Source organism: Bacillus sp. LQ01, assembly GCF_057624735.1.
Genome location: NZ_JBYEZL010000001.1, coordinates 1,138,420 through 1,151,695, shown reverse-complemented (window position 1 = coordinate 1,151,695; position 13,276 = coordinate 1,138,420). Strand labels below are relative to the sequence as shown.

Here is a 13,276-nt window from a genome sequence, read left to right as displayed (position 1 = left end):
TGTTGTTTTCATTACGTCTACCCACTCTTTTGTTTTTTTCTATCTGGTTTACTTGAAACTAAATAATGTTTTTCTGAAATATATAAGTCTCTTTTTAAGCTACGATTTAAGTAAGGTCCTAATTTCATTCCACATATGAGGCGATCTTCGCTACCTTCAACAATTGGGAACATTTCTTTTTCTGTTACGTATTGATCTACTGCTTTTTGTACGACATCAATTTCTTTCACTAGGTTTAAATTTTCTGCTGTATGTTCAAATACCTCAAGCGTTTCCTTCGTTATGAGAAAAACATTTGTTGGAAATGCAGGTAAATATGGTTTTAACAAATCATAATTTACTGTATAATCATCATTTACTAATACTGTATAAACGATATTAGCATTCGTTTCTAAAAACTGAGCCATCGCTTGTTCTAATTCATCTTTCGTAATTTCCCGCTCTTCTTTTCCAGTTCTGAAAAAGCGAAACATCGCATCGCCTCCTTTTTACTATATTATAGCATAAAAGAAAACTGAAAAATCATAAAAAAACCCATTGAAATAATTTTTCAATGGGTTTCTATATATTTATCGTTATTTTAAGAATGCACTTAGCATCCATACATGCTGTTCTAATGTTGTATGAATTGCTAACAGCATGTCAGCTGATGTTTCATCGCCAGCTTCACCCGCAACTTCCATACCTTCTTTTAATTCTTGAATAAGTGCAGAATAATCATTCACTAATGTTTGCACCATTTCTTCTGCAGATTCTTTGCTTGTCCCTTCGCTGACACTAGATGTTGCGAGATATTCTTTCATTGTCGCTAATGGTTTACCTTCTAAAGCTAAAATACGTTCTGCTAACTCATCAATATACGTTCCAGCCTCATTATAAAACTCTTCAAATTTCTCATGTAATGTAAAGAAGTGTGGCCCTGTCACATACCAGTGATAATTATGTAATTTAACATATAACACATTCCAGTTTGCTACCTGCTTGTTTAATACTTCAACAACATTTGTTTTCGTACTCATACAATCACTCCTCTTATCATTTTGTAATGTTTATCTTTTAATTACTTAATTACATTTTACCATACATTCCCTTTCCTTTCGAACAATTGGCTTATATGTAACAAAGTTTTAACACCTTTAATGCTTCCCTAATATCATTTAATTCATGTATTTTTTCAACCACTTCATACGTCTAATTGTCCAAGCTCATACATATGCATAATAGTACATCAAGCTCATCATAGTAGAAAGAGGGATAACATGGACAATCAACAATGGCAAGTAGCAAAGAAAGTAGCTGCTACTTATATCGGAACTGTCGTTGGAGCTGGATTTGCTACTGGACGAGAAATTGTTGAATTTTTCACAGTGAATGGATTATACGGGACAATTGGCATATGTGTAAGTGGATTTTTTTTTATTTGGCTTGGTACAAAGATGATGTTACTTTCATCACAAATCGGGGCATTTTCAGCGCAAGAATTTAACAAATATTTATTTGGGGATGTATTTGGGAATGTTGTAAACACATTATTATTACTCGTTTTATTCGGCGTAACGAGCGTTATGTTATCAGGGGCCGGTGCAGTATTTGAAGAGCAACTTCGCTTACCAAGACAACTCGGTATTCTCATTACAGTTATCGCTTGTCTCATTATAAGTAGCCGCGGGTTACAAGGTGTTTTTGAAGTAAATACACTTGTCGTACCTATTATGATGATTTTTATTATCGGACTTGCTATTACAACCTTTTTTCACGGTACACCTCTTATTAATAACACTATTCCTGCAGAGAGCTGGAATATGAAATGGATTACTAGCCCTATTACATATGTCGCCTTAAACCTTTCTCTCGCCCAAAGTGTTCTCGTCCCATTAGCCAGTGAAGTAAAGGATCGAAAAGCCATTTTTTGGGGTGGGATTTTAGGTGGTGCTGGACTTTCTTTAATTTTATTATGCAGCCATTTAGCAATCTTATCAGTCGATCAATTTTATCAATATAATATCCCAATGGCTGAAGTCATAAGAAGATTTAATGCAACTTTTCACTTCTTCTTCGTTCTCATTATTTTCGGTGAAGTTTTCACAACTTTAGTTGGTAATGTGTTCGGAATGACAAAACAGATGCAATCTATTACTGGGTGGAAAAATCACAATATTATTTTCTTCATTTTACTAATTAGTTATTGCTTTAGTTACATCGGTTACAGTGACTTACTTCACATTCTATATCCTATCATCGGATGGGTAAGTATTGTTATACTTCCAATCATTGCGTTTAAACAACTTCAAAAAACATAAAAAAGCATCCATGTTATTGGATGCTTTTTTATGTTCATTCACAATCATCACATACTTCCCAGTACGGTCCCATTTCTAATGCTAAATACGGCTTTAACTGCAACCGAATCATTCGACTAGGCATGCGTTCTAAAACAAATTGAATACCTTCTTCATCTTCGTCTAATTCAACTTTTGAAATCGTAATTTTTTGCATAGTCGTAATGGGAATTCCATCTTTATATAAAGTGATTTTCACCTCATCGTATTCATTAAAATACAATTCGACACTCATTTGATTTTTCAGTATTTCATCACCAATTTTAAATGTATCATTTTGTTCTTGGATTATATATTTCCATCCGCCTCTATCTTCTTTCGGAGCTGTTTGAAATAATGTCTCCAAATCCTCGTATAGCATAAGATAACCCCTCTCTTACTAAAAAACGATGAGTATTTTATATACCCTTTATCTCTATCACTATCCATAGCTATTGTACCATATATCACCGTTCTTACCGTATTCATTTGCTTCATACACACTTATAAAATAACTAATTCTATCTCCATTATTATGTATATTACCTCATTACTCCATACACTCTTACAAGTTCAAATAACGACAGACTTTAATCCATGCAAATATTGTCTACTCTCCGCTTTTATTAGCTCACAGCATTCACACTTTTACATATAGTAAGACTACCACAAATAAAAAAGGAGAGTGACTTATACCACTCCCCTTAAAAGAACTTCCCTATAGCTGCTAAAACTAATACGATTATTAAAATTGCAAATAATAATGAGACAATGAAACTAAAAATAGGTAACGCTTTCTTTTCATTCTTCTTAAATAGTAACTTTAAACTAAGAAAAATATTTACTGGTACAAGTATAAAATAAAAATATTTAACAATTTGCACCGAGCTATTCGAAAGTGTTTTTAATATAAACACTTCAATTAGAAAAACAATAAAAAATGAAATACTTAGCCAAAATGAGACGTAACTAAGCCAAGAATGTCTTTTTGTCCCCCAATACACTCCCATAATACTCTCCTTTTATTTGTATTCTATAGGTTAATAATTATACACAAAGCTAACAAACACCTCTATTTTTCGACAAATATTATGCAAAATACCATTTTAAACGTCATAAAGGAAGTTTACATCTCCATTTGATTTTACATAATAAAACAGACTACCCTCTAGTGTCATAATGCTACTAGGGGGAGTCTGTTCTCTATTAAACTTTAAATCTCTCAATTAATACTTGCAATTCTTCAGCCATTTGAGATAGCGTACCCGCCGCTGATCCAATTTCCTCCATCGAAGCTAGCTGTTCTTCAGCTGAAGCCGCAACATTTTGTGTGCTTGTCGCATTATTTTGTGCTGTCATTGCAATTTGTCCTACTGAAATCGATACTTCATTTGCCCCTTTTGACATTCCATTAGCCGTTTCAACCATCGTCTTAATTTGATTAGCTATTTCATTTGTAGATTGTAAAATTTCAGCAAAATTTTGCTTCGTTTCATTTGCAATAACAAGTCCAGATTGAACTTCTTCATTTACATGATTCATTGATTTGACTGTCTTACCCATATCGTCTTGTATTTCGCCTATTAATTTACTAATTTCACTGGAAGATATGCTAGACTGCTCTGCCAATTTACGTACTTCATCTGCAACAATTGCAAAACCTCTTCCATGTTCACCAGCTCTTGCCGCTTCAATTGCCGCATTTAAAGCTAGAAGATTTGTTTGATCTGCAATGTTTTGAATTACTTCCAATATATCACCAATTTGTTTTGATTTATTATTTAATAACTGTATAACAGCATCTGATTGTGAAACCGATTCTGCAATAGACTGCATCTGGTTTACTGTTTTTCCTACTAGTTTCCCACCATCTTCTGCTTTTTCACGAGTATGAGCAGAAGCGATATTAATAGATGATGAACTATTTGCTACATGCTGAATTCCTTCCGTTACATCAAACAGTAACATAGCACCATTTTCTACACTTGTTGTTTGCGTCGTTGCCCCACTTGATATTTCATCCATTGCTGTTGTAATTTGCTCAGTTGCTTCACTCGCTTGTCTTACACTTGCAGTTAGTTCTTCTGATGCTGCTGCAACATGTCCTGCCGAAGTGTTAATCCTTCCAATTAACGTCCGTAATGAATTTGTCATCTCGTTAAAACCTTTCGCAAGTTGACCAATTTCATCATTAGAATGAATTTCAATTGTTTGCGTTAAATCCCCTTCACTTATTTCTTTAGAAGTGATAACTAATCTCTTTAAAGGCTTCGTAATTGAAAGTGTCACAAAATAAATAAGTACTCCACCTACTACTAACGAAATAAGCATAACAATTAACATATTATAAAATACAGGTTGAGCAGCTTCAATTACTTCAGTTGCGTACATCGTCCCACCAATTTTCCAACCTGTTTTTACGTTTGTAGCAAATACCATATTCTTTTCACTACCACCATAAGAATATGTAAAAGCACCATGATTATCTTCATAAATTTTCTTTGCCCAAGAATCAGCTGCTTTATCCCCTGATTTTTCTTGTGGATGAGCAATGATTTTTTGCTTTCCATCTAAAATGAAGGCATATCCTTTTTTACCAATATTGATTAACTTTGTTGTTTTTAATAAATTGTCTAAACTTAAATCTAGCGCAACAACCCCATTTTTATCTTCTGTTTGTTTTGCAATCGTTACGACAATATGTCCATTTCCTTTTGCCTTATATGGCTCGCTAACAACAATACCACCTTGTTTTGCCACTGCATCTTTATACCAAGGTCGTGTTGTTGGATCATAATCTGCTGCCATTTGTATATTTGGTTCCTGTACAAATTTCTTATCATTACCGGCAACATACACTTGTTCAACATCTATATTCAAATTGATATACTGAGATAATGTCTTTCTTAGCTCATCCTGATTATCCCCTTGATACATATTCCCTTGAATTACTCGTGCAAAGTTATTCACATCGTTAAATTTTGCTTCAATCATTTGATTGATTAAATTATCTAATATTTTTATATTATCGTTAGCACTACTCGTAATTTGTGATTCAAAATTCTTTTTAGCAGTTTGATAAGACATGCCCCCGATTATAGAAACGGCTGCAATTAAAATTACAAAGAATGAAATTAATAGCTTTTTTGCTACTTTCATATCACGAAACAAATTTAATAGTTTACCCATTATGAACCTCCTAATTTTCAAATTTAAAAGTTAAATTGAGTTAATTATGAATATTTCCCGTTCCCTAATTATTATTTTCATAACCTATTATGGTGAATACTTTGTAAAGTTTAAACAATTAATTTCCTTTTGTCTATATATACGAATAATATTATTATAAAATTTACAAATAGAAAAAACCAAAGGGGCCCCTTTGGTTTTTACATTTTTTTATGTTGTTTAGAAATTTTCTTCCATTTATCACGCTCTGCTCTGGCAAGGATTGCATCTTGTTTCCTCATAAAATACGCCAGTTCTCTTTGTAATTTTTTATAGCTTTTCAAACGATCTATCGTAATAAGTCCATTTTCAATTGCACTATACACCGCGCATCCTGGTTCATTCTCATGCTTACAATCACGGAAACGACATGTTGTCGCAAATTCTTCAATATCAGAGAATGCTGTTTGAATCGCTTCGCTGCCTTCCCAAAGTTGCAATTCCCTCATGCCAGGCGTATCAATCACGAGAGCGCCACTAGGCAATTGGAATAATTCTCGATGCGTTGTCGTATGCCTCCCCCTACTATCCTCTTCACGTATATCTCCCGTTTTTGCTACATCAATTCCTATTAGAGCATTTAACAAAGTTGACTTTCCTACCCCTGATGATCCAACTAAAGCAATTGTTTTCCCTGAAGAAACGAATTGTTTCAACGAATCTATACCTGTATGCTCTAAACTATCAACAACGAAAATAGGAACACCAATTGCTATAGCTTCCGTTTCTACAATTTTCTCTTCCACATCATTACATATACTACTCTTTGTTAAAACAATAACTGGCATAGCGCCGCTTTCATACGCTAATAATAAATAACGTTCCATCCTTCTAACATTAAAATCATGATTAAGTGCATTCACTAAAAATAAATAATCTACATTTGCTGCTATAATCTGTTCTTCTGTTCTTGTTCCAGCCTCTTGTCTTGAGAAAGAGCTTCTTCGCTGGAAAATACGATGAATAATCGCTTTCTTTTCATCTTCTATTTTCTTTATATACACCCAATCACCAACTGCTGGATAATCGCCTTTCGTAATCGCTTCATGCCGAAACTTCCCAGACAGTTCTGCCATATATTCACCATCATTACAAATAATGCGATATATATGCTTATGCTCAAGTAAAATACGACCTACTTCATAATTTTTCTCTGTAACTTGTTCTTCAAAAAATGAATCCCAGCCAAAAGATTCTAAAATATTTTGATTCAAATAAATATCCTCCCTAGTTTGTACTAAGTGGAAGGATTGCGAATTACCTTATATAATATCGCCCTTTCCATCCACCTTTGTATTTGGTTGATTATTCATATAAGTTATTTTCGCCATAATACATCACCCCGTTCTTATTTTAATTATTCTCATTATATGGAATTCTCCTATAAAAAGCTACATTATTTTACGTAATTTTCAAATAACTTGTTTTTGAGCATTCTAATTTGTCCTCGATGACTAATTTCATCTTCTAGCACATGAAACCATAGATAGTGCTGGTTATATGCTACACCGTTAGGCCACTTTCTTTCTGACATGAGCCACTCATCACCTTGTTCACTTAAATACTTCAGAGATTCTTCTCGAACACTTTGTAGAAGTTGTACATAATACTTTATTTCATGACCACGGATTGCTCTACCCGCTTCCCCTAAATACAGTGCATCTTCCCATATTTCTAATTCTTCTTTTGTAAAGTCACGATCTTGAAATGAAATAAGCTGATGAACTTTTTCAATAGCTGCTATATGCTTTAATAAGGCGCCAATTGAATTTCCGCTGCTTTGCATAATTAAATCTAATTGCTCAACTGATAAATTTTTTACTTCGCCTAATGTTACAGCTCTCGTATGCTCAAGCAGGCTTACTAATTCCCCTATTTTTTTTGTATAACCATCTACACTTCTTATTCGATAATCTATATTCATATCACGCACCCCTTTCTGCATTCATATTATTGTAAAAATGATTCATATAATAGACTGAAATCTATCTAAATTTTCTGTTATAATTAATTTGAATACAAAATATACCCAAACAAACTTTCTCAATATGCTTATATGAAATATTAAAAGGAATCAATATAAAATAATCGAATCTTATTCACTAAAAGGAGTGGATTCGATGGAAATGTATCAATGGCTAACCGCTGTTCTCGTTGGTGGCATTACCGGCTTCGTTTCCCATCTAATCAATAACCAAGGTAAGTTATTGCTTCCACGCCGTTTGAAAACATTTTTTCATTTTGGATTTTTAACTGATATTTTTACTGGTAGCCTAGCCGCACTTCTTGGGCTCGTTTTATTCGATGTCACCGCAATAAAAGAAATTATAAAAGTATCCATTGTAACTGCTATTTCCGGTCAAACTTTTTTACTACATCAAGCTCTTGGTGGCGAACAGGCTAAAAATACGCAAATTGGGAAAGCTGATGAGAAGATTCAAGAAATTGACAAATTATTGCGACGTTAGTGTATACTTTCTTTTAAAATTATTGTTATAATGAGAAATAAATATTTTCTATTGCGTCGTTTGTCAGGAGAAAGGGTGTTTCGTATGACAAAAAAGAAAATAGAAGATTTCTTAACAAACTCCGAAAAAGAGGAACTGCTAGAAAACTATAAATGTTTACGAGAAGCCCGCACAAAAAGCGAAGCTAACTATTTTGGCGAAGCAGTAAACCATCTATTAAATAAAGCAAAACAACGAATTATAAAAGATGCAGGTATACATGATGAAAATGCTGCAACTGTTCAATCAAAGAGAAAAGCACTGTTTTAGCTACATTAGCTAAAACAGTGCTTTTTATTTAGAATTTTTTTCTTTCCATGCTATATTCTCTCTGCCTTTATCTTTCCATTTTTACAGTTTCAAAAGTCATCTAGACCTAAAGATCAACCTAATAATATTAGCCCACGCAAACCATTTTAATAATAGATAAAATAATTGAACTAGTAATGCTACAAACTAAATAAGTTTATTAAATCGCTTCTTTTAAATCTGAATGCGGATTTGGTCCGTATTGATTGTCATTTTCTTCACTTTCAATGATAAAAAATACAAGTAAAACAATGCTACCAAACGGTACAAAATTTAATAGTTGCCACCATCCCGTTTTCCCAATATCATGTAATCGTCGTGCACCAACCGAAAAACTTGGTATAATCATTACTAACATAAATAGCAACGCAATAATAGCAACTAACACCTCTGAAAATGATGATAAAAATAACAGTAGCCAAAAAATTACGATATTGGATAAACTAAAAATCCAGTACTCTTTTCGCGTAGCTCTACCACTAAAATCCCCATAATTCTTTAGAGCTTTCAAATACCATTGCATTTAAACCTCTCCCTTTTATCCCCAATAAAATTAAAATATGTAATTATTAACAGATAAGTAGAAATATAACACAACATTTATGTAAAATCCATATCCCCATCTAAATTGCCCTCTATTTAAATAGTTTTTTCCTTCGGCATTTTTCACATTACTTTCACATCTATTTCACAAATATAAGTAGTCCGATATGCTAAACTAAGTATATCCTTTTCCAAGGAACTATATGCCGATATATAAATCCCTATCTTTATAGGGATTTTTATTTTTTGATTCCTCATAACTTTGTTACAATACATTTCTTCTACTATCTCTATACTTTTAGTAACCACTTTAATTAAAAGCACATTCATGTATTCACACTCTTATTAATTCTGATTTGCGAAATATTTATACAAGCTTTATGATGCAATTCCTGTTTCACTATTTTCAGTAAGTTTTTCACTTTTTCTAAACAAAAATAAAGCTCCTATATATAGTAACGCAGTAAAACTACCTATAAGTATAAAATTGTGAGATATTGCAAATAACATTCCAGCTATTGCCGCACCAATCATTTGACCAATGTACATAGAAGCATTTGCAAGCACGGCTCCTGTTCCTCTTGCTACACTAGACATGTTTTGTAAGTGCCTCATCATTATTAATACAAACAAAATTCCTGTCACAAAAAATAAAACAAAGAAAAAGTATTCAACAACAATAAGACTCTTTAAATAGGGAAGTATTACATACGACAGAGCCATATTAAAAAACATCTCATATGAATATGAGATGTTTTTTAATATGGCTATTCTTTTAATAAATCTATTAATCCATTCCCTTCAGATGTACGTTCGTACCCTAAAGGTACAGTTCTTTTAATGAGTTGTGCATATATTTCCGGCTCCGATAACTTTCGACCGTATTCTTTCTCACACTGTTTAATGAGCAAGGCGAGCGCTCCAGCAACATGCGGCGTCGCCATGGAAGTTCCACTTAACACAGCATATTTTCCTTCTGGATACGTAGATAATATTTCATCACCTGGCGCTACTAGATCAATTTCTTGATTTGAATTACTAAAACATGCAATCTTCCGCTCTAAATTAACGGCACCAACTTCAATTACCTCAGAGTACGCACCCGGAAAGTCTAGTTCCTCTGTTTCATCATCGCAATCTCCATTATTTCCAGCAGCACATACAACGAGAACATCCTGCTTTACCGCATTTTGAATTGCTTCATGTAATTCTGGAACATCTTGCGGACCACCAAGTGACATTGAAATAATTCTCACTTTCTCTTGATTCGGCCCTCTCCAATTTACAGCATAATGAATTGCCTCAATAATTTGCTCATAACTTCCAGAACCATCTCCCGCTAAAACTTTTAATACTAACATTTTAGCAAGTGGTGCAACTCCTAATACACCGACACCATTTTCAGTCGCGGCAATCGTTCCCGCAACATGAGTACCATGTCCGTTATTATCAAGATACACATTTGGATCAGCTTCATAATCTTTTGTGAAATTTCTTCCGCCGATAATACGATCTTTTAAATCTATATGATTAGTATCACACCCTGTATCTAATACGGCAACGACTACATCTTGCCCCTTCACACTCTTTTCCCATACTTGCGGAGCGTGAATCAGTTGTACACCTGGTGGAATTTCATTTACTTGTTCTACCACCTTATTTACGGTAAACGGAATCAATTGTATACCTTTTTGTTTATTCACTGTACTACTCATCGTAATCCCTCCTGAAAATGTATTATTTTCATTTCAGACCACTTTTGAATACGTGTAAATGTAACATTCGTTTTATTCTTTTTGTTTTCCTTCTTTTCAAATATTTCTCAACATCATTTACTACCTCTATAATACTTCTTTATTTTCCCTATGATTTGTAGGAAGTAACAACCCGAGTCGTTCAACTAATAACCAAAATAAGAGGACCAATTAATGGTCCTCTTACAGTCTTTTAAAAGAATGATATGTATTTGAAAAATAATATAAATTAAGACTAAACCTCACTCTTGTTTAAAAACTTTTCTATTTCTTTTACTAAATATTCCGCTCCCTCTATGCCAACTGTAATATTTCCATTTGCTAATGTAATATTCTGCCCTGAAACATCACCTGTGATTTGGCAAGCATTGTAAGGTTGATATTTTTGTAAAATGATTTTATCTGCTTCTACAAAAATTTCAAGCGGTGATTTGATTTGTATTCCCAATACATCGCGTAATTCTTTAGGGATAACAATTCGTCCTAATTCGTCTACTTTTCGAATAACTCCTGTTGCTTTCATATTTCTCCCCCCTTACTCTCTATTAATTTTTTCACCTCGCTTTTTCCATTTTATCACTTTTTGACAATACTTGCCTCTTTTTAGAAAATTTTGTACTCGAGTTAAAAAAACACATTTAATGCATACGTAATCTCTCTTTTAATTGTTTTACATAACGGGATCTTATAAGTAAGAAGTATACAACTTGAATAACTATGAAAATACTTAATACAACTGTATTTTCTTTAAACAATGAGTACTCAAACATTTGCCCTAACGCCGTTAAGGCTACTGCTCCATGTAATGTTGCAACACCAATTGGAACGAAGAATAAAAGCGCCAATCGAATTGTAACTACCTTCGATAATTCCCTACTTGTCAATCCAACTTTACGAATCATTTCGAACAAACGAACATCATCCTCCAAATCGGAGAATAAACGGAAGTAAAGGAAACTTCCTGCGCAAACGAAAAATACTATACCAATAAAGAAACCTACAAATAAAATCGGTCCTGTAATTTGTAAACTTTGGTTTTGCTCGTACTCTTCCGCACTAAACGTTGAATATTCTTGATACGGTTTAATTTGATGCGTAAGCTCTTTACCAATTTCAATCTCATCTTTCGTTCTTTCAGTTTTATACATATAATCTTTTGTCTCTATAAACCCATCTTGTAATGAATCATATTGACTATTAGAGATTACATAAACATTTCCTCTTAATATTTTCCCCAATGAAGATGAGGTAACTTTTTTCACTTTTAAATTTTCATTCATATTAGGTAAAGTAATTTCTTTTCTTTCTTTCATCGTTGGCCCTGGTATATTAGCTGACAAAAATACAACTTCTTTATTTGCTACAGTATTAAATGGTTCTTCTGTTAACTTTGCATATTTCTTATAGTCTGATTCTTTTATAAAAATGGCGCTTCTTAACGACTGTTCCTCCGTTTTCTTTGTCGAAATATTAGTTTTTGAAGCTGCTATACTATGTTTCTTTAATCCTTTGTCAATCATTTGTATATGCTGTGATTCGTTACTATTCCCTTGCTTAGAATGGTAATGAAACGAAATCGGTCTCTCCATTATCCCTTTCGTCATGGATGCGAAGCCAACTAATGTCCCTATTGCGGAAAATGCTACAGTAGAAATAATGGTTACAATAAAGAACATTCTTGCGTTATCTCTCATGCGATACGCTAAATCTGATAACGTAATAATATTAGTCTGTGTCCAATAGAAACGTTTACTTTTTTTACATAATCGAATAATAAAGACACTCAGCTGCTTGTACAACAAATACGTCCCAATAATAACTACCGTTGTAACAGGAATCATCATAATAAATACCATTGCTCCATGTGATAGAAGAGCTCCTACATAGCCAGCACTAAGCAATACTACTGCTAATATGGAAGAAATGATTGATGCTTTCGGTTCCGGTTTCGCCTCTGCTGATCCTCTAAACAACTTCATAATCTTATTTTTACGAATCATTCCTGCACTAAACAATGATATGATCATAAATAAAATAAAAAACATAATACTCGTTACAACAATTGCTTTCATCGGTATGTAATAGGATAAGGAGATATCTAGTTTCAATATCATCGGAGCGACAAATAGTAATCCCCCTGAAAATAACATACCTGAAAGAATACCAAAAATAATTGCCCCTATTCCAATCATAATATTTTCAAAAAAGATCAGACGCTTTAATTGATATTTCGTCATACCTAGCATCATTAAAATTCCTATTTCACGCTTTCTCGTTTTTAAAAACATTCCCATCGAATATAAAATAAAGAAGAATGTAAATAAGTAAATAATAGACTGTGCAAAAGACATACTTACGAATATGTACTGACCTAATTCTCCTGCACTTAATGCCGGATGAAACGCAAAAAATGAATACACAAAAAAGGCCATAATTGCAAATGCACTACTCAAAAAATAGGCTGAGTATGTCCGTCTATTTCGGGTTACATTCCGATATGCTAGTTCTCTAATGTTCATATTACTTCTCCGCCCTTCTACTATCTATGTTTTTATATTAGTAAAGTGCGGAAATACCTTCCATCGATTCAAATGACAAAAACCTTACATTTTTGAAA

General features: G+C 33.2%; 15 protein-coding genes and 1 pseudogene. 3 read left to right on the top strand and 13 right to left on the bottom strand.

Features of this window, described 5'->3' with window-relative positions:
* Positions 1–17: 17 nt before the first annotated feature.
* Positions 18–473 carry a DUF3939 domain-containing protein gene (locus AC22L0_RS06115; RefSeq protein WP_000488206.1) on the bottom strand — a complete coding sequence of 152 codons (456 nt, stop codon included), beginning with the start codon at positions 471–473 and terminating at the stop codon, positions 18–20.
* A gap of 102 nt (positions 474–575) precedes the next feature.
* Positions 576–1,019, bottom strand: coding sequence for a Dps family protein (locus tag AC22L0_RS06110; RefSeq protein WP_000105199.1), 444 nt, complete (start codon positions 1,017–1,019; stop codon positions 576–578).
* Between the two features lie 240 nt (positions 1,020–1,259).
* On the opposite strand from AC22L0_RS06110, the gene AC22L0_RS06105 reads away from it, so the two are divergent.
* Complete coding sequence (locus AC22L0_RS06105; RefSeq protein ID WP_087968000.1) at positions 1,260–2,300, top strand: YkvI family membrane protein; 1,041 nt, start codon at positions 1,260–1,262, stop codon at positions 2,298–2,300.
* A gap of 34 nt (positions 2,301–2,334) precedes the next feature.
* On the opposite strand, the gene AC22L0_RS06100 is transcribed toward AC22L0_RS06105, so the two are convergent.
* The 5 genes from AC22L0_RS06100 to AC22L0_RS06080 form a co-directional block, all read right to left on the bottom strand.
* Positions 2,335–2,700: a DUF3979 family protein gene (locus AC22L0_RS06100; protein ID WP_000965059.1), complete on the bottom strand. Its 366-nt coding sequence runs from the start codon at positions 2,698–2,700 to the stop codon at positions 2,335–2,337.
* 322 nt (positions 2,701–3,022) lie between these two features.
* Entirely contained in the window at positions 3,023–3,328 is a 306-nt protein-coding gene (locus AC22L0_RS06095) for a hypothetical protein (protein ID WP_000539571.1), read from the bottom strand.
* 196 nt (positions 3,329–3,524) lie between these two features.
* A complete protein-coding gene (locus tag AC22L0_RS06090; RefSeq protein ID WP_087968002.1) occupies positions 3,525–5,507 on the bottom strand; it encodes a methyl-accepting chemotaxis protein in 1,983 nt (660 codons plus the stop codon).
* A gap of 200 nt (positions 5,508–5,707) precedes the next feature.
* Positions 5,708–6,760: a ribosome small subunit-dependent GTPase A gene (gene rsgA / locus AC22L0_RS06085; protein WP_001073074.1), complete on the bottom strand. Its 1,053-nt coding sequence runs from the start codon at positions 6,758–6,760 to the stop codon at positions 5,708–5,710.
* Positions 6,761–6,942: 182 nt separating this feature from the next.
* A complete protein-coding gene (locus tag AC22L0_RS06080) occupies positions 6,943–7,470 on the bottom strand; it encodes a DinB family protein (protein ID WP_001018100.1) in 528 nt (175 codons plus the stop codon).
* Between the two features lie 196 nt (positions 7,471–7,666).
* Between AC22L0_RS06080 and AC22L0_RS06075 the strand changes: the two genes are divergently transcribed.
* Together AC22L0_RS06075 and AC22L0_RS06070 are read left to right on the top strand one after the other, a co-directional pair.
* Entirely contained in the window at positions 7,667–8,014 is a 348-nt protein-coding gene (locus AC22L0_RS06075) for a DUF4257 domain-containing protein (protein WP_000426317.1), read from the top strand.
* Between the two features lie 84 nt (positions 8,015–8,098).
* A complete protein-coding gene (locus AC22L0_RS06070) occupies positions 8,099–8,323 on the top strand; it encodes a hypothetical protein (protein ID WP_000162602.1) in 225 nt (74 codons plus the stop codon).
* A 199-nt stretch (positions 8,324–8,522) separates the two neighbouring features.
* Here the strand turns inward: AC22L0_RS06070 and AC22L0_RS06065 are convergent, their stop codons facing one another.
* From AC22L0_RS06065 to AC22L0_RS06040, 6 genes and pseudogenes are all read right to left on the bottom strand, one after another.
* Positions 8,523–8,885 carry a DUF805 domain-containing protein gene (locus AC22L0_RS06065; protein WP_087968004.1) on the bottom strand — a complete coding sequence of 121 codons (363 nt, stop codon included), beginning with the start codon at positions 8,883–8,885 and terminating at the stop codon, positions 8,523–8,525.
* 143 nt (positions 8,886–9,028) lie between these two features.
* Positions 9,029–9,235 carry a hypothetical protein gene (locus tag AC22L0_RS06060; protein WP_001101741.1) on the bottom strand — a complete coding sequence of 69 codons (207 nt, stop codon included), beginning with the start codon at positions 9,233–9,235 and terminating at the stop codon, positions 9,029–9,031.
* A gap of 48 nt (positions 9,236–9,283) precedes the next feature.
* Positions 9,284–9,625 (bottom strand): annotated as a pseudogene (locus tag AC22L0_RS06055) (MFS transporter); the annotation flags it as partial.
* Positions 9,626–9,672: 47 nt separating this feature from the next.
* Positions 9,673–10,620 (bottom strand): serine protease, encoded by a 948-nt coding sequence (locus tag AC22L0_RS06050; RefSeq protein WP_000099756.1) that lies wholly within the window; start codon positions 10,618–10,620, stop codon positions 9,673–9,675.
* Between the two features lie 274 nt (positions 10,621–10,894).
* Entirely contained in the window at positions 10,895–11,182 is a 288-nt protein-coding gene (locus AC22L0_RS06045; protein ID WP_000648325.1) for an AbrB/MazE/SpoVT family DNA-binding domain-containing protein, read from the bottom strand.
* Between the two features lie 115 nt (positions 11,183–11,297).
* Positions 11,298–13,178, bottom strand: coding sequence for an FtsX-like permease family protein (locus AC22L0_RS06040; RefSeq protein ID WP_087968009.1), 1,881 nt, complete (start codon positions 13,176–13,178; stop codon positions 11,298–11,300).
* Positions 13,179–13,276: the final 98 nt, after the last annotated feature.